We start from the raw sequence: 16,563 nt of genomic DNA on the forward strand, positions 1-16,563 counted from the left end.
CGTCCGGTTTCGGACACGCCCCGCGTGCGGGGGCACGGGACGGGCTAGCGACCGAGCACCGCCATCGCCGCATTGTGGCCCGGGACCCCGCTGACGCCGCCGCCGCGGACCGCACCCGCGCCGCACAGCAGGACGTTGCGGTGGGCCGTCTCCACCCCCCACCGGCCGCCCCCGTCCGCGTGGGGCCAGGACAGGTCGCGGTGGAAGATGTGGCCGCCCGGCAGCCGCAGTTCGCGCTCCAGGTCAAGCGGGGTCTTCGCCTCGATGCAGGGCCGGCCGTCCGCGTCGAAGGCCAGGCAGTCGGTGAGCGGCTCGGCCAGGTGTGCGTCGAGCTGGGCGAGGGTGGCGGTCAGCAGCACCTCGCGGGCCTGCCGGTTGTCGTGCCCGAAGAGCCGGGCCGGGGTGTGCAGGCCGAAGAGGGTGAGCGTCTGGTAGCCCTGCTCGACCAGTTCCGGCCCGAGGATCGTCGGGTCGGCCAGCGAGTGGCAGTAGATCTCCGAGGGCGGTACGGACGGCAGTTCCCCTGCGGCGGCCTCCGCGTAGGCCCGGGCGAGCTGCTCGTACCCCTCGGCGATGTGGAAGGTCCCGCCGAATGCCTCGCGCGGGTCGACGGTGGTGTCCCGCAGCCGCGGCAGCCGGCGCAGCAGCATGTTGACCTTCAGCTGGGCGCCCTCGGGTGCCGTCGCCGGGTCCGGGGCCGGGGTCTCGCCGAGGAGTTCGGCCAGCGCCCGCGGCGAGGCGTTCACCAGCACCGTGCGGCCGACGACCCGGCCTTCGCCGGTCGACGTACGGAACACCACCTCGGCCGGATCGGCCCCGTCGGTGTCGATCCGCAGCACTTCGTGGCCGGTGGCGATCTCCGCCCCCGCCTTGGTCGCGGCCGCCGCGAGGGCGTCCGTCAGGGCGCCCATGCCGCCGACCGGCACGTCCCAGTCCCCGGTCCCGCCGCCGATGACGTGGTAGAGGAAGCACCGGTTCTGGGCCAGCGAGGGGTCGTGCGCGTCCGCGAAGGTGCCGATGAGGCCGTCCGTCAGGACCACCCCGCGGACCAGGTCGTCGTCGAAGTGCCGCTCCACCGCCTGCCCCAGCGGCTCCTCGAACAGCATCCGCCACGCGGCCTCGTCGTCGATCCGGGCCCTCAGCTCCGCCCGCGTGGGCAGCGGCTCGGTCAGGGTCGGGAACACCCTCCGGGCCACCCGCCCGGTGGTCCCGTAGAAGGCGCGCCAGCTCTCGTACTCCCGGTCCGAGCCGGTCAGCCGGGCGAAGGACGCCCGGGTGCGCTCCTCGCCCCCGCCGACGAGCAGTCCGCCGGGCCGCCCGTCACGCTCGGTCGGCGTGTACGAGGACACCGTGCGCCGGCGTAGGGCGAAGCTCAGCCCCAGGTCGCGCACGATCTTGTCGGGCAGCAGGGAGACCAGGTACGAGTAGCGCGAGAGGCGGGCGTCGACACCCACGAAGGGTCTGCTGGAGACCGCCGCCCCGCCGGTGTTCCCCAGCCTCTCCAGCACCAGCACCGACCGGCCCGCCCGGGCCAGGTAGGCGGCCGCCACCAGACCGTTGTGCCCGCCGCCCACGATCACATCGTCGTACACGTCCCGCCCGAAGGTCGTCATGGCTCTTGGTAGCACACCTGGCCGAGCCGCTCCAGACAGTGGGCCTCGTCGGCGTGGGCCAGCACGGTCTCGGGGTGCTCGTCACCCAGCGACCGTTCGCGGATGCCGGAGAGGTCGCGGTAGATCGGGAGGGCCTCGTCCCAGCGGCCCAGCCGGCCCAGGCCGACAGCCAGTTCCCGGCGGCTGACCAGGGTGTCGGGGTGTTCGGGGCCGAGCACCTCGGCCCGTACGGCGGCCACCTGGCGGGCCTCGGCCACCGCCTCCTCCCAGCGGTCCAGGCGGCCCAGGTTGACGCCGAGGACGTGCCGGGCGCGCAGCGTCTCCGGGTCGGTCGCCCCGTAGGCGCGGGTGCGGTCGCGGACCAGGGCCCGGAACAGGTCGAGGGCCTGGGCGCTGCCGCCGGTGCGGCCCAGGGCGATGCCGACCTCGTAGCGGGCGGCCAGGGTGTCGGGGTGGTCGCGGCCGAGGACCCGTTCCCGCGCGGCGGCGACGTCGCGGAAGCCGGCCAGTGCCTCCTGCCAGCGGTCGAGGCGGCCGAGCACGTACGCCGCCTCGTAACGGGTCAGCAGGGTGTCCGCGTGCTCGGCGCCCAGCACGGCCGCCCGGTCCGCGGCGACCGCGACGGCCGTGGTGTGGGCCTCCGCGTACCGGCCCAGCGCCCGCAGCGCGCAGGCCAGGTTGTGGCGGCAGCGCAGCGTGTCGGGGTGGAGCTGGCCCATGGTCCGCTCGCGGGCGACCAGCACGGCGCGGTAGACGTCGTGGGCCTCCTGGTGGCGGCCGAGCCGGCCCATCTCGTACGCCGCCTCCTGGCGGGCGGCGAGGGTGTCGGCGTGGTCCGGGCCGAGGACCCTGGCGCGGCCGTCGGCCACGGCCGTGTACACCGAGAGTGCCTCCTCGGGGCGGCCCGCGCGGCTGAGGGTGTAGGCGCGGGCGTGGCCGGCCGCGAGCGCGTCCGGGCCGTTCTCGCGCGGACCGGACGGGCGGGGGAACCCGTACGCCGCGGTGAGGCGCGGGTCCTCGGCGGGCGCGGGGCGCACGATGGTGCCGTGCCGCCCGCCGCCGGGGCGCACGGCCGTCCAGGAGCCGGTGAGCACGGCCCATTCGCCGCTCGCGGGACGAGCTTCGATGCCGGCCTTGCGGCCCGCGGTCATGCCGCGGGCCCAGGCCGGGAGGGGGGCGAGGGCGCCGGGCAGCCCGCCGGGCCCGAGCCGGGACTCGACGAGCCTGCGGTGCACGAGGCGGGCGTCCTGCGGGCGGTCCTCCGGGCACTTGGCGAGCAGGTCCAGGACCACCTGTTCGAAGTACCCGGGCAGCTCGGGGCGGTGCACACGCAGCGGCACGGGTGCGGTGTCGCGGTGGCCGATGAGCACGGACCAGGAGTCGCCGAGGTCGAAGGGCGGGGCGCCGGTGGCGATCTCGTACAGGACGCAGCCGAGGGAGTAGAGGTCGCTGCGGTGGTCGACCTCGCCGCCCGCGATCTGCTCGGGCGACATGTAGTGCGGGGTGCCCATGGCCATGCCTCCGCCGGTGAGCTTGGCGGTGAAGCCGATGTCGTGCGCGAGCCGGGCGATGCCGAAGTCGCAGATCTTCACGGTGCCGTCGACGAGCCGCATGATGTTGGCGGGTTTCAGGTCGCGGTGGACGACGCCCTGGTCGTGGGTGTAGCCGAGGGCGGCGGCCATCTGCTCGGCGATGTCGACGACCACGTCCACGGGGAGGGGGCGGGTCTCGTTGTCCTCCATGAGCTGGCTGAGGTTGCGGCCCTCGAGCAGCTCCATGACGAGGTAGAGGGGGCCGCCGGCGGCGCTGTCGTCGCCGAAGTCGTGCACGACGGTGACGCCTCGGTGCTGGAGGGAGGCGGCCACGCGGGCCTCGCGCCGGAAGCGCTCGCGCAGCACCTGGGTGAAGTGGGCGTCCTGATCGGCGCCGAGCGGCTTGAGGCACTTCACGGCGACCTGCCGGCCCAGCGATTCGTCCCGGGCGCGCCATACCTCGCCCATGCCGCCGCGCCCGATCAGATCGAGCGACCGGTACCGGCCCTGGATCAGTCTGGACTCCGCCATGTCTTAAAGTCGCCCCCGTTGTCGCGCTACGCCCTCCCCGGCCGGTCCAGTATGGCCGCTGATGTACGCAGTGTGTACGGAGAGGGGCGGCTCCCGGGGCCCATGCGGCGCATCGCTTTCAAGATGTGACCTGGCGGCAGCTTCCAGCGCAGACCTGCGGGAATGCAGCGCAGCACGCGTCCGGTGAGGCGCAGGCGCCGGGTGACGCTGCGCGGGGCGGGAGCGGGCCGCCCATACAGCTGGTGCGCCCAGCCGGGGAGGGAACCGTATGCGAGGCCGGCGAGCGGGCGCCACAGCAGGTTTCGGCCAAGCACCAGGAGGGGATGGACGGGCGGGCCGCGCAGGAAGTCGTCCACGGCGAGGGCGTCGGGGCCGGCGGCGAGTTCCGGGCGGACCTGCTCGAAGTAGGCGGCGAGCCGGGCGGTGTCGGCGGGGACGTCGGCCGGGTCGAGGCCGACGAGGCGTGCGTTGACGCGGTTCTCGTCGACGTAGCGGTCGGCCTGGGCGGCGGTGAGGGCGATGCCCGATCGGCGCAGGACGTGCAGGAAGCTGTCGATCTGGGCGCAGTGGATCCACAGCAGCAGCTCGGGGTCGTCGACGGAGAAGGTGCGGCCGGTGGCCGGATCCGTGGCGGACAGCCTGCGGTGGATGGCGCGGACCCGGCCGCCGGCGCGCTCGGCGGCCTCGGTGGTGCCGTAGGTGAGGGTGCCGACGAAGTCGGCGGTGCGCAGCAGCCGGCCCCAGGCGTCCCGCCGGAAGTCGGAGTTCTCCATGACGCCCCGGACGGCGCGCGGATGGAGGGCCTGGAGGTAGAGGGCACGGACCCCGGCGATCCACATCATCGGGTCGCCGTGGCACTGCCAGGTGACGGACGCGGGGCCGTAGAGCCCGGGGTCGGCGCCGGATCCCGTCCCGGGCCGGGGCCCGGGTCCGGTCTCGGTGTTCCCCATCCCGTACCTCCCCGTCGCAGGCGCCCCGGCGGTTCCAGCCTACCGACGCGGACGCCCGCCCGGCAGCCGTCGGGCCGCCGACCCGCCCCGTACGAGTCCCTGCGGGCGGCGGCGAAGGGACGGGGCCGATCGGGGCCGGCCGCCCCGTCGGGACGACCGGCGCCGTAGGGTTGCGGGGTGCACCTGTACACCATCGGCGAGGCCGCCCGGCTCCTCCGCGTCAGCACCGACACCGCCCGTCGCTGGGCCGACGCCGGCCGCTTCCCGACCCGGCGGGAGGGCACCAGGCGGATGGTGGAGGGCGCGCACCTGGCCGCCTTCTGTGTGGAGCTCGCCCGGGGGTCCGCCGAGGATGACGGCGAGGTCGCGACGTCCGTCCGCAACGCGCTGTCCGGCATCGTGACCGCGGTGACGCTCGGCGAGGTCTGCGCCCAGGTCGAGATCCAGGCGGGTCCGCACCGGGTGGTGTCCCTGCTGACGCGCGAGGCGGTCGAGGAGCTCGGACTCGCGGTCGGCGTCCGGGCCGTCGCCCGCGTGAAGTCCACCAGCGTCCACGTCGACGTGGACTGAGCTCCACATCGATGCGGACCGGCCTCTGCGGCGGGACGGTCAGGGACGGGTCACCCGGGTCGCCGCCCTGTCGGTGTTGTTGTTCCGCTTCGGGTCCGGGGTGCGGGAGCGGGCCTCGGCGGTCGCGATGACGACGGGCCTCTGGGCGGCCCGTACCGTGACGTGGAAGACCCGCAGCTGTCCGGCGCCAAGTGCCTCGATCCGCCGGCTCACCCGGTTGGTGCCGTTGTGGTCGGCCGCCGGAGCGGTGCCGGTGACCTGCGCCCCGCGCGGCAGGTTCAGGCTGACCACGGTGTCCGCGGCGGCGAAGGGCCCGTCGTTGGTCACCGTGACGGTGTAGGTGTACTGATCGCCTTCCCGTACGGTGGCCGGCGCGTCCAGCCGGACCGCCAGGTCGGCCTTCGGCCGGCCGGCCCCGGTCCCGACGCGTCCGACGCGGTCGCCGACGATCTCGGTGAACCACATGCCGCCGTCGGGACCGGCGGTGATACGGGTCGGGAAGCTCGCCGGGGCGGGCAGCGGGTCATGCGCGAACCGCCCGGAGGGCGTGATCCGGCCGATGCGGTTCCCGAGCTGCTCGGTGAACCACAGATTGCCGTCGGGCCCGGTGGCGATCCCGTCCGGGCCGCTGTCGGCGGTGGGCAGGTCGTACTCGGTGACCGTTCCGGCGGTGGTGATCCTGCCGATCCGGTTGCCGAAGAGCTCCGTGAACCACAACGCGCCGTCCGGACCCGCGGCGATGACGTCCGGTCCGCTGTCGGGGTGCGGCAGGTCGTATTCGGTGACGGCTCCGCCGGTGGTGATCTTCCCGACCCGGTTGCCGAGGATCTCGGTGAACCACAGGTTGCCGTCGGGCCCGGTGACGATGCTCTCCGGACCGCCGCCCTCGTGGGGCAGGGCGTACCGGGTGATGACGCCCGCTGTGGTGATCTTCCCGATCCGGTCGCCGGGGTCCTCCGTGAACCACAGGTTGCCGTCCGGACCGGCGGTGATGGCGAAGGGCCGGCCGCTGCCCGGGGGCAGGTCGTACTCGGTGATGGCGCCGGCCGTGGTGATCTTCCCGATCCGTCCGCCGACGTCCGTGAACCACAGGTTTCCGTCGGGGCCCGCGGTGATCCCGAGCGCGTCGCCGGCGGAGCCGGGCAGCTGGAACTCGGTCAGCTGCCCGGCGGGACTGAGGCGGCCGATCTTCCTGGTGCCGGTCTCGCTGAACCAGAGGTTGCCGTCGGGGCCCGTGGTGATGCCGCTCGGCGCGCTGCCGGCGGCCAGCGGGTACTCGGCGATCTCCCCGGCCTCCCCGCGGACGGGGGCGGGGGCGGCCGCCGAGGTGGCGGGCGGGCCGGCCAGGCCGAGGAGGAGGGCGGCGGCCAGCGGGAAGGCCCGGCGCGCACGGCGGCGTCGGGCGGTGGGGGGCGGGGGCCCGCCCAGGATGCGGGGGGTCATCGGCGGCAGACCTTTCGGCCGGGGTTCGGGGGCGGGCCCGTCATCGGGCGAGACCGCGCCGACGGGTCCGGGCACTGTCGGGCGGCGCGTGAGGTCGCGACAGCGGCGCGCTCCGGCCTGCCGGAGCATGCGCGCACTGCAGCGTAGGGGGCGGGGTGACGGCGCGTCAGTCGGCTGTGGGCCAACAGGCTGACACCCATGGGAGTGCTCCCGCCGCAGGTCCGCCACGGCGAACGCCCGTGGGGTCCGGTCCTTGTGACGGGCGATCCGGCCGAGACGGCCCCGGCCGGCCGGCCCCGGCCGAGACGGCCCCGGCGCCCGGCTGCCCGGCGGCCCCGGTTGCCCGGCGCCTCGCCCCCCGGCTGACGCTGTGGCCGGAGTTTCCCCCGGAGCGCGGCGTCCGGTGCGGTGCATCGGAAGGGGGAGGACCGCGGCTCCTACCGGGGGAGGACCGCGGCTCGTACCGAACGCACTTGCGCGGTCCGACAGCACGGCGAGGTGCCGTGCCGTCGTGACCCGGTGAACCCTGCCGATCGCGGCACTACCAGGCGCGGTCCGGGCGGAGCTCGATGCGGTCCGGTGCCAGATCGACCGCGACCCGGTGCTCCATGCCCAGGGCCTCCAGGAACTTCGCGGGGAGCTGGACGCGCCCCGACCGGTCCAGCACGACGTACTCGCGTTCGCTGACGGATTCCTCACCGTGCTCGTCGGTCACCAGGCGGCGCAGGACCTCGCTGCTGGTGCGGCCGTCGCGGATCGCGACCGTGCGGCGGACCTCGCCCGCCACCATGGGGTCGTGCGTCACGATGACCACGGTGACGCCGAGCTCCTTGTTGACGGTCCGGAAGGCCTCGAAGACAGCCGCGGCCGTCTCCGAGTCGAGTTCACCGGTGGGTTCGTCGGCCAGGAGCACCTTGGGGTCGTTGGCCATCGCCACGGCGATCGCGACGCGCTGCTGCTGGCCGCCGGACAGTTCCGCCGGGCGCCGGTGAGCCAGGTCGCCGATCCCGAGGGCGTCCAGGATCTCCGCCACGCGGGCGGAGCGGCGTGCGCCCGCGCCGCGCCGAGGACCGCTGCCACCCTTCAACTGCATGGGAAGGGCCACGTTCTGGGCGGCCGTCAGGAACGGCAGCAGGTTGCGGGCCGTCTGCTGGAAGACGAACCCGACCGCTTCGCGGCGGTAGCGCAGCCGGTCCCGGGACGTCAGTTCCAGCAGGTCGTAGCCGGCGACCGCCGCGCTGCCCGCCGTTGGGACGTCGAGCCCCGCCAGGATGTTCAGGAGGGTGGACTTGCCGCTGCCCGAGGCGCCCACGAGGGCCACCAGGTCGCCCTGCGCGACCGTCAGCTCCAGCCCCTGGAGTGCCTGTACCTCGATGCCGTCCGTGCTGAAGATCCGGACCAGGCGGTCGCAGGCGATCGCGGCGTCCGTCGCCGGGGTGCGGGGCTCGGCGGCGGCCGTCACCCGCCGGCGCAGCTCCTCGTACGTCGGCTGATCGCTGTTCAACGCTGGTCTCCCGCTCTCAACTCGGTGGTGATCTGCCGACGCCCGGAGGTCGCCGCCTCGATGAGTACGGCTGCGGCGACCAGGGCGGCCAGGCCCAGGGCCTGGGTCAGTACGGGCCCGGCCGTGAGCCGTACGCCGGTCGGCACGCTCGCGCCGACCAGGGTGGACAGGTCCATCGCCGGACCCAGCAGCGCCACCGCGGCGGCCGCCGCAAGGGCCCCGCCGAGCGCGGCGGCCAGGGTGTGCGGCAGGGTCTCGGCGAGGATCAGCGCGACGCCCTGCCGCCGACGCAGGCCCATCGTGCGCAGCCGGGCCAGCAGCGCCGCGCGTTCGGGGACGGTCCGCATCAGCGTCAGCAGTACGGCCAGCAGGGCGAAGCCGGCCGCTGCGGCCACCGATGCCCAGAAGAGGCGCTGCGCCGACCGCTGCAGCGGATCGGCGCCCAGCTCGGCGACGGCGTCGGCGCTGGTGCGTACGGGATACACCTCGTCGTCCGGCCGCGCCCCGGGGGCCTGGTCCCGGCCCTCGGCGGGGGCCGCGGCGGTCGGCGAGGAGGACGGGGACGGGGGCGCGGATTCCGCCGGGAGTGCGGACCGGACCAGCGCGCGCAGCCGGTTGCCGTCGACGGGTCCGAGGCCGAACCACCGGTTGGGGCGGTCGGGGCCGCCGATGAGGGCCGTCGCGCGGCCCGCGGGCAGGACGACCGTCGCGGCGTCCGCGGCCGGGACCGCCGGGGTGCAGTCGATCACGGCGACACCCCGGACCCGCACCTCGCCGCCGTTGCCGGGCTGGATCGTGAACGTGCCCGAGCCGCCCAGGCGTGCCACTGCGGAGCTGAACAGCGCGGGCACCGGCGCGTCCGCGGACTCCCCGCCGCCCGTGGCCAGCAGCGCGGGGGCGAAGGGGCCGCAGCCGAGGACGCGGGACAGCTCCGCGTACGCGGTCGGCTCGACGACGACCAGGTTGACCTGGCTGGAGCGCTGGACGGTGCCGACGAGGGCCGAGTCGTGGTCGACCCACAGCGGCACGGACGTCCGTACGCCCGGCAGTTCGCCGGCTGCCTTCGCGAGGCCGTCCGGGAGGTGCGCCTTGCCGAAGGCCGAGATCGCGGCGTCGCCGCCGACCGTCAGCCGGGCGACGCCGAGCCGGTTGGAGTCCACGGACTGCAGGACGGCGGCTCCGAACCCCCCGGTGGTGATGGCGAGCAGCAGAGCGACCATCGGCAGGACCGAGGGGCCGGAGCTTCCGGAGCCGCGGGCACCGGAGCCACGGGCTGCCCGGGCCAGTCCGAGGAAGCCGACCAGTCCGGGTCTGCGGCCGGCCGCCCGGGCGAACCACCCGGTCACCACCGGTTGGACCCGGGCCAGCAGCAGCGCCCCGCACAGGGCGAGCAGCAGCGGAGACGCGACGAGCAGCGGGTCCGGGTCGCTGCCGGCCGGGGCGACCCCGCGGCGGCGGACCTCCAGGACGGCGGCGGCCGTGGCGGCGAGGACGAGCAGTTCGGCCACGGGCCGGCGCCAGCGCCCGGCCGGGCGCGGCGGGGTCAGCAGCACGGCCGCCCGGACGGGGAAGGCCAGCAGTGCGAGCAGCGCGACGGTCGCGGCCGAGAGCAGTGCGGGGGCGAGCCGTGGGGTGGGCAGCAGGAGCACGGCGAGCGCGGTGGCGGCGGCCGCGGCCGGGAGGACGGTCACGGCGCCCTCCCCGAGGAGCCGGCCGGCGATGGCGGAGCGGGAACCGCCGCGCGCCAGCAGCAGCCGCAGTTCGGCGTCGCGCCGGTCCGCGGCGAGCGCACCGGCGAGGCACAGGACGACGAAGGCGACCCCGCCGACGCCGGCGGGTCCGATCAGTGCGAGCGGAGCCGCCGCCTGCCTGCGCTCGTGTGCCTGCTCGAACAGTTCGGGCAGCCACGAGGTCGTCCGCAGCCGCTCGCGGCGGGTCTCGAACGAGAGGGTGGCGGCGGTGGGGCCGGCCACGTAGGAGGCGATCTCCTCCTTCGTGGCGTCGAGCCGGTCGGCCCGCAGGCGGTTTACGTCGACGGGGAGGCGCCAGAAGTCCTGGGCGTCGTGGCCCCAGAGGTCCATCCGGTCGAGGTCGCCGGCTCCGATGAAGGCGTCGGCCTCCCACAGGTGGCTGTCGCCGACGAACTTCTTGCAGGCGCGAGGGAGGCAGTCCATGCCCACCCAGAAGTCCTCGGTCTCGTCCGGGACCGAGAAGAGGCCCACGACCTCCACGGACGGTGTGCCGTCGACCAGGGGGGCGCTCGCCAGGACGGAGCCGACCCGGGCGCCGATGGTCTCGGCGGCCTGCCGTGACAGGGCGACCTGGAGCGGGGGCGCGTACGCGGTGCCTGTGGCGGGCCGTGGGGCGCCGCTCGGCCAGCGCCCCTCCTCCAGCTTCACGTGGTCCTGCGCCTGTTGGACGTACAGCAGGGACATCTCGGGCGGGATGCGGTGCGGCCGGGACAGTTCCGGATTCATCAGCGGCTGTCGCTTGTCGGTCCGCGTGCCGTGGACGACTTTCCCGGCGTCGACGTGGAAGGTGTCACCGGTGCGGGCGAGCAGGCTCTTCAGCGTCTGGTCCAGGGCTTGGGCGCTCTGCCCGGACGCCGGTGCCGGCGCGGTCGCCTGGAGGCTGGTGCGGGTCGGCCCGGTGTCGTTCAGGAAGGACCTGAGGGCCTGGTCGGCGCCGCGGTCCTGGGCCCTCGGCAGCGCGGCGGCGAGCAGGACGGCGACGAACGCCAGGGCGGCGGCGAGCAGGGTTCCGACCGGAGCCGCGCGGAGCCGGGTACGCACCCACGGCGCGGGCCGCGGCGCGGCGGGCGGCCTGGAGCCGGACGGCTGCGGGGTCGCGGACGGCGGGGTGGTCACATCTCCTCCACGGGGCGCAGCCGGGCGGCGATGTCGCGGCCCCGGGGGCCGCTGGAGGCGGCCGACAGCAGGGGGACGGCGGCGATGGCGGCGGCCGTCAGCAGGATCTGCCAGAGCGGCATGTCCACCTGCACGGGCGGGAACGGCCGCCCGGCCGAGGGGGTCAGGACGATCAGGGGCGCCATCAGATGGACGAGGGCCACGCCCAGTCCGGTCCCCACGGCGGTCCCGATGAGGATCAGCACCCCGCCCTCGGCGGCGGCCGCCACGGCCAGTGACCGGCGTGGCGTGCCCAGGGCGAGCAGGACGGAGAACTCCCGGCCGCGCACCCTTCGTTCGGCGGCCGTGGCCGTCGCGAAGCCGATGGCCGCCAGGACCGCGCAGGCGACGGCGAGGGCGGCCAGCGCGCTCTGCGGGCCGGCGCTCAGCGGGTCGTCCAGCAGGCGGTCGGTGATCTCCTCGCGGAGTTGGACGCGCTCGGTCCTGACGCCCGCGCGCAGTTCGGCGGCGGCCCGGGCGGGGACCGGGTCCGCCTCCGAGGCGGCGGGCAGCCACCACTCGGTGGGCGGGCCCGGCTGCCGGCCGGCGGACTCCAGCAGGAACCGGCCGAGCGTGCGCAGGTCGGCGGCGAGCGCCGTCCGCCCGGCCACGGGGAGGGAGTCCACGGCGGCGGTGATCCGCATGGGGACGGTCGCCCCGTCCATCGGGACCGGGACCGTGTCTCCGACGGCGGCGCCCACGCTGCGCAGGTAGCGGGTGGTGGCGACGGCCGGGACGGCTTCGGCGGGCGGCGCGGCCGGCGCCGGGAACAGGACGACGGTGACCCCCCTGTCGGTGCCGAACCCGCCCCAGTAGCGCAGCCCCGCCAGGTCCGTGGATCCGGCCGGACCGGGGGACGGTTCGGGGGCGCGCTGGATGCGCTGCCCCTGCGGGGGCAGCGCCCGCCAGCCGCCCGGGCCGGCGGTGGCGGGAGCGGGGACCGCCGCCGCGGCGCCGTCGACGGTGTCGGAGACGCCGATCCGGCGCAGGATCAGTTCGCTGCCGTCGCCGGGCGGGCCGCCGTCCCCGGCGTAGGAGAGGCGCAGGCCCGCCAGGGTCAGCGGGGCCGCGGCCGATCCGACCGGGGCTCCGGTCAGTGTGTCCAGGGGGAAGGCGAGGGTGGCGTCGCCGCCCGTCGGCAGGGTGACGGACTGTGTGCCGTGCACCGACCCGAACCGGTCGCGCAGCAGCATGCTGACGGCGGCCCAGCCGGTGCCGGAGGAGCGTACGGTCACATCGAGGTCGATCCGGCGCGGGTTGCCGGGCAGTGCGACGCCGGGGCTCTGGGCGGCGGTGTCGGCGAGCGGGCCGAAGAGGTCGCGCATGTCGCGGCCGCCCCGCAGGTCGGCGCGCAGCGGCACCTGTTCGCCCGCCTTGGCGGCGTCGAGCGCGAGGACGTCGGCGACGACCCCGCCGGGCAGTTGCTGCTCGCGGCGGACCACCGGGTTGAGGCGGTCGCCGCCCGGCAGGGCCCCGTAGCGTCCGCCCTGTCCCATCGCGGGCATGCTGCTCGCGGAGATCCGCAGACCGCCGGCGGTCGCGAAGTCGGCCTGGTCGCGCTGGGACGCGGACCAGGCGGAGTCCTGGCCGAGGGCCAGGATCCCGCTGGAGACGGCGAGGACGAGGAGCAGCACGGGCCCGGTGGCGCGGCCGGGGCGCCGGGCGAGCTGCCAGCCGAACAGGGCCGGCGCCAGGCTCCGGCCGCGCGCGGCCAGGCGTCCTCCGGCACGCGCGGCGAACGGCAGTACCCGCAGCACGAGCAGTGTGCCTGCGCACAGGGCGAGCGCCGGGGCGGCGACCAGGACGGGGTCCACGCCGAGGCCGCCGCCGAAGCCGGTGGCGGGCGGCGCATCCGTCCCGCCGTACTGCGACAGCTGCTGGTGACCGAGGACGGCGAGGACCACCACGGCCAGGTCCAGGCCGGAGCGGGCGGCCCCGGACACCACCGCCTGGCGGCTGCCGGCGCGGCGCAGGACGGCGGCCGATGCGCCGCGCAGGACGGAGGGCAGGGTCGTGAGCAGGACGCACGCCAGGGCGCAGCCGGCCGCGACGGGCCAGACCAGCCAGGTGTCAGGGATCTCAAGGCGGACCCGCTCGAGCGGTCCGAGCCGGCTGAACAGGCGCAGCAGGGGCGGGGTCAGCAGCGGCGCCAGGACGGCGGCGGGCAGGGCCAGCAGCAGGGACTCGGCCGCGCTCAGGGCGCCGAGCCGGCGGCGGGAGGCGCCGCGGGCGGTGAGCAGGACGCGCTCCGGCTCCTGGCGGACCGTGACGATGTGGGAGACGAGGAGCAGTGCGGCGGTGGCGAGGACGGCGAGCTGGAGGGCGCCCATCATCAGGGTCGAGCGGGCGACGCGCAGGCCGGAGTCCAGTTCGGCGAGGACCTTGGGCAGTTCGGTGGCGGCCCGGAGGGAGGTGGTGCGCTCGAGGTCGGCCGCGGCCGGTTCGGTGGCGTCCCTGATCGCCTCGGCCTCGGTGGTGCGCAGGGTGCGCAGGTCCGGGGTCAGCAGGGTGAGGCGGTAGTTCTGCAGGAGTGCGCCCGTCGTGAAGGCGCTGTCGTCCACCATCAGCGGACCGTAGGTGGCGAGGGTGCTGGACTGGACCTCCCGGCCGCCGAGCGGGTCGAGCCGCCAGTATCCGGCGTCCGGGTCGGCGGCCCGGTACACGCCGGTGGCCAGCACGGTGAGCGGGGGGCCGCCGAACCGGTCGTCGAGGCGGACCGGTGCGGGCAGCGCGGACTCGGAGAGGCCGAGCCGGGCGAGGGCGGCGCGCGGCACGGCGACCTGTACCGGTGCCGGGGCGGTGGCGGTCCCGGCGTTGGCGGTGACCGGGCCGGGCCACTGGCCGGCGAGCAGCCGTACGTGGTCGCGGCCGAAGGCGGCGAGCAGGGTCAGGTCGGCGTCCTGGCCGGAGGCGGCGGTGCCGGGGAGCCCGTAGGAACGGCTGCGAGCCACGCTCTCAGCGTCCACGGGGAGCCGCCCGAACACCTCCTCCGCGTAGGCGCGGACGGACTCGTCGTCCTTGGTGCGGGCCTCGGCGGGATGGCCGCTGGTGATCACGACGGCGGTCCGGGGCTTTTCCGGGCCGGTCAGGGCCCGCCGCAGCCCCTCCTCCCCCACGCCGCGGGTGAAGGCCGTCAGCGCCGTCAGAGCGGTCGCGGTGATCAGTACGGTGAGCAGCACGGCGACGGCGAGCGGCCATCGCCCGCGCAGCCGGCGCAGGACGAAGCCGAGCACGTGTTGAGTTCCTCCCCCGTCCGGACTCCAGGTACCGGATAGCGGACGATGTTGTCAGATTCGAGCCATGGACGGAAGGGGCTTGCGTGATTGGTGCGGCGGATGCGCAAATGCGATCAGAATGTTGCAGCAGCAGCGTGAGCGCGGCGCGAGACCGGAGCTGGACGCTCCGCTCGGACGGCCCAACGGGGGGGTACAGGCGATGACGGACCACCAGGAAACGGCCACGGTCCCGGCGGCCCGGGAGGCCGGCGGGACACCGATCGTGGTCGTGGACGACGTACGCCACAGCTTCGGTACCGGGGCGCAGGCCGTCCACGCCCTGCGCGGCGTGTCCTTCGAGGTCCGCCGGGGCGAACTCACCGCCCTCAAGGGCCGGTCGGGCTCCGGCAAGACCACCCTGCTGAACCTCGTCGGCGGCCTCGACAGCCCGACGTCCGGCCGGATCAGCGTCGACGGCACCGACCTGGCGTCCCTGGGCGAGCCGGACCTGCTCGCCCTGCGCCGCGACCGCGTCGGCTTCGTCTTCCAGTCCTTCGGCCTGATACCCGTCCTCACCGCCGCCGAGAACGTCGGCGTACCCATGCGGCTGCGCCGGCTCCCGGCCAGGGAACGCGAGGAGCGCGCCCGCACCCTGCTCGCCCTCGTCGGCCTCGCGGACCACGCCGAGCAGCGCCCCGGCGAACTCTCCGGCGGCCAGCAGCAGCGCGTGGCGGTGGCCCGGGCCCTGGCAAACGACCCCGACCTGATCATCGCGGACGAGCCCACGGGCCAGCTCGACTCCGAAACGGGCCGGTCCATCATGGAGCTGCTGCGCGCGGTGGTGCGCAGCGAGTCGGTCACCGTCCTCGTCGCCACGCACGACCCCAACCTGATCGAACTCGCCGACCGCGTGGTGGAGCTGCGCGACGGCCGCCTCGTCGAACACTCCCCGGCCCCCGCAGCCCCATAGCCACCGGCGGCCGGTCCTGGGGGCCCTGTTGTCCGGAACGCTGGGGGTCGGCGAGCCGTGGACTGCACCGCGACCTCGGGGAGCCGGTGGGGCCGGGGGCGGATCGGGGTGGGGGCCGGAGCGGGCGGGCCAGGTCCGCTCGAACCCGATGGGCGTGCACCGGGAACACCGCCGTCGCGGCCATGGCGGGGCGGTCTCCGCCGAGGCCGCCGCTCTGCGGGACATGGGCTCGTCGAACAAGGTCGGCTTCACCTCGAGCTCCGGCGCGGGCGCCTGCTCCGCCTGCGCGGCGGCCGGCTTCCGGCCGTGTCCGGAGGCCCGGGACCTGTACCGGTCCGCATAATCGGAATGCCGGGGCGCCGTGGCTTGGTGATACTGCTTCGATGATCGATCTCCCTGCCGCCGCCCTCGACTCCCTGTCGGGCCTCGCCTTCGGCGATGCCTTCGGCGACCGCTGGTTCGGCATCCTGCGCCGCGAGGGCCCGGCGGCCCTGGAGGCACGGATCGCGCCCCCGGAGCCGACGTGGCAGTGGAGCGACGACACCGCCCAGGCGGTCGTCCTCGTCCGGGAACTCGTCGAGGGCGGCGGCACGATCGACCAGGACCGCTTCGCCCGCCGCCTCGCCGAGGCCTACGCCGACGACACCCACCGCGGCTACGGCGCCTCGATGCACGACGTGCTCCGCCGGATCGGCGCGGGCGAGCCCTGGCGGGAGGTGGTGGCCGGGCAGTTCGAGGGCCAGGGATCCTGGGGCAACGGCGCGGCGATGCGCGTGGCCCCGCTCGGCGCCTGGCACGCCGCCGACCTCGACGCCGTCGCCGAACGGGCCGCCGAGCAGAGCGTGGTCTCGCACCACCACCCGGAGGCGGTGGCCGGCGCGGTGGCGGTGGCAGTCGCCGCCGCCCTCGCGACGCGCAGCCGTGGCGGCCCCGCGCCGGACCGCCCGGGCTTCCTCCGGGCGGTCGCCGCACGACTGCCCGACAGCGACGTCCGGTCAGGGGTGCGGGTAGCGGCCCGGATGTCGGCACGCACCTCGGTCCGGCACGCCGCGGAGGTCCTGGGCTCCGGCTACCGGATGTCCGGTCCCGACACCGTCCCCTACGCGCTCTGGTGTGCGGCGGGCCATCTCGACGACCTGCACGAGGGCCTGTGGTCCACCGTCGCGGGGCGCGGTGACATCGACACCACCTGCGCCATCGCGGGCGGCGTGATCGCCGCCCGCACGGGCGTCGCCGGGCTCCCGCCCGTCTGGCACGCGTCCCGCGAACCACTGCCGCCGCTCGGCTGAGACCCGCGCCGAGGGGGCGCGGCCGGCGTACACCTTCCGC

At 75.7% G+C, this 16,563-nt stretch carries 10 protein-coding genes; 3 read left to right on the plus strand and 7 right to left on the minus strand.

The window, feature by feature from the left end:
* Positions 1 to 44: 44 nt before the first annotated feature.
* The 3 genes from ACZ6JS_RS08655 to ACZ6JS_RS08665 are packed head-to-tail and all read right to left on the minus strand — an operon-like array spanning position 45 to position 4,626.
* Entirely contained in the window at positions 45 to 1,613 is a 1,569-nt protein-coding gene (locus tag ACZ6JS_RS08655) for a phytoene desaturase family protein (protein WP_469296885.1), read from the minus strand.
* Complete coding sequence (locus tag ACZ6JS_RS08660) at positions 1,610 to 3,676, minus strand: serine/threonine-protein kinase (protein ID WP_469296886.1); 2,067 nt, start codon at positions 3,674 to 3,676, stop codon at positions 1,610 to 1,612. Before ACZ6JS_RS08660 ends, ACZ6JS_RS08655 begins: the two co-directional genes overlap by 4 nt.
* Before the next feature lie 26 nt (positions 3,677 to 3,702).
* Positions 3,703 to 4,626, minus strand: coding sequence for an oxygenase MpaB family protein (locus ACZ6JS_RS08665; RefSeq protein ID WP_469296888.1), 924 nt, complete (start codon positions 4,624 to 4,626; stop codon positions 3,703 to 3,705).
* A gap of 177 nt (positions 4,627 to 4,803) precedes the next feature.
* Between ACZ6JS_RS08665 and ACZ6JS_RS08670 the strand changes: the two genes are divergently transcribed.
* Positions 4,804 to 5,196, plus strand: a complete 393-nt coding sequence (locus ACZ6JS_RS08670) for a TOBE domain-containing protein (RefSeq protein WP_469296889.1) — start codon at positions 4,804 to 4,806, stop codon at positions 5,194 to 5,196.
* A 39-nt stretch (positions 5,197 to 5,235) separates the two neighbouring features.
* Here ACZ6JS_RS08670 and ACZ6JS_RS08675 read toward each other — a convergent pair whose 3' ends face one another.
* The 4 genes from ACZ6JS_RS08675 to ACZ6JS_RS08690 form a co-directional block, all read right to left on the minus strand.
* On the minus strand, positions 5,236 to 6,639 hold the full coding sequence (locus tag ACZ6JS_RS08675; protein WP_469296891.1) for a virginiamycin B lyase family protein: 1,404 nt from the start codon (positions 6,637 to 6,639) through the stop codon (positions 5,236 to 5,238).
* Positions 6,640 to 7,180: 541 nt separating this feature from the next.
* Entirely contained in the window at positions 7,181 to 8,143 is a 963-nt protein-coding gene (locus ACZ6JS_RS08680; protein WP_469296892.1) for an ATP-binding cassette domain-containing protein, read from the minus strand.
* A complete protein-coding gene (locus ACZ6JS_RS08685; RefSeq protein ID WP_469296894.1) occupies positions 8,140 to 11,010 on the minus strand; it encodes a hypothetical protein in 2,871 nt (956 codons plus the stop codon). Before ACZ6JS_RS08685 ends, ACZ6JS_RS08680 begins: the two co-directional genes overlap by 4 nt.
* Positions 11,007 to 14,282, minus strand: a complete 3,276-nt coding sequence (locus ACZ6JS_RS08690; RefSeq protein WP_469296896.1) for an FtsX-like permease family protein — start codon at positions 14,280 to 14,282, stop codon at positions 11,007 to 11,009. Before ACZ6JS_RS08690 ends, ACZ6JS_RS08685 begins: the two co-directional genes overlap by 4 nt.
* 202 nt (positions 14,283 to 14,484) lie before the next feature.
* On the opposite strand from ACZ6JS_RS08690, the gene ACZ6JS_RS08695 reads away from it, so the two are divergent.
* Both ACZ6JS_RS08695 and ACZ6JS_RS08700 read left to right on the plus strand, forming a co-directional pair.
* Complete coding sequence (locus tag ACZ6JS_RS08695; RefSeq protein ID WP_469296898.1) at positions 14,485 to 15,234, plus strand: ABC transporter ATP-binding protein; 750 nt, start codon at positions 14,485 to 14,487, stop codon at positions 15,232 to 15,234.
* Positions 15,235 to 15,617: 383 nt separating this feature from the next.
* Positions 15,618 to 16,523: an ADP-ribosylglycohydrolase family protein gene (locus ACZ6JS_RS08700; RefSeq protein ID WP_469296899.1), complete on the plus strand. Its 906-nt coding sequence runs from the start codon at positions 15,618 to 15,620 to the stop codon at positions 16,521 to 16,523.
* The last annotated feature ends 40 nt before the right edge of the window (positions 16,524 to 16,563 follow it).

Source organism: Streptomyces sp. NPDC046349 (assembly GCF_055587885.1).

Coding starts and splice junctions, on each gene's coding strand:
- ACZ6JS_RS08700 (WP_469296899.1), top strand. CDS start 15,618: ATGATCGATCTCCCTGCCGCCGCCCTCGACTCCCTGTCGGGCCTCGCC.
- ACZ6JS_RS08665 (WP_469296888.1), bottom strand. CDS start 4,626: ATGGGGAACACCGAGACCGGACCCGGGCCCCGGCCCGGGACGGGATCC.
- ACZ6JS_RS08660 (WP_469296886.1), bottom strand. CDS start 3,676: ATGGCGGAGTCCAGACTGATCCAGGGCCGGTACCGGTCGCTCGATCTG.
- ACZ6JS_RS08655 (WP_469296885.1), bottom strand. CDS start 1,613: ATGACGACCTTCGGGCGGGACGTGTACGACGATGTGATCGTGGGCGGC.
- ACZ6JS_RS08695 (WP_469296898.1), top strand. CDS start 14,485: ATGACGGACCACCAGGAAACGGCCACGGTCCCGGCGGCCCGGGAGGCC.
- ACZ6JS_RS08675 (WP_469296891.1), bottom strand. CDS start 6,639: ATGACCCCCCGCATCCTGGGCGGGCCCCCGCCCCCCACCGCCCGACGC.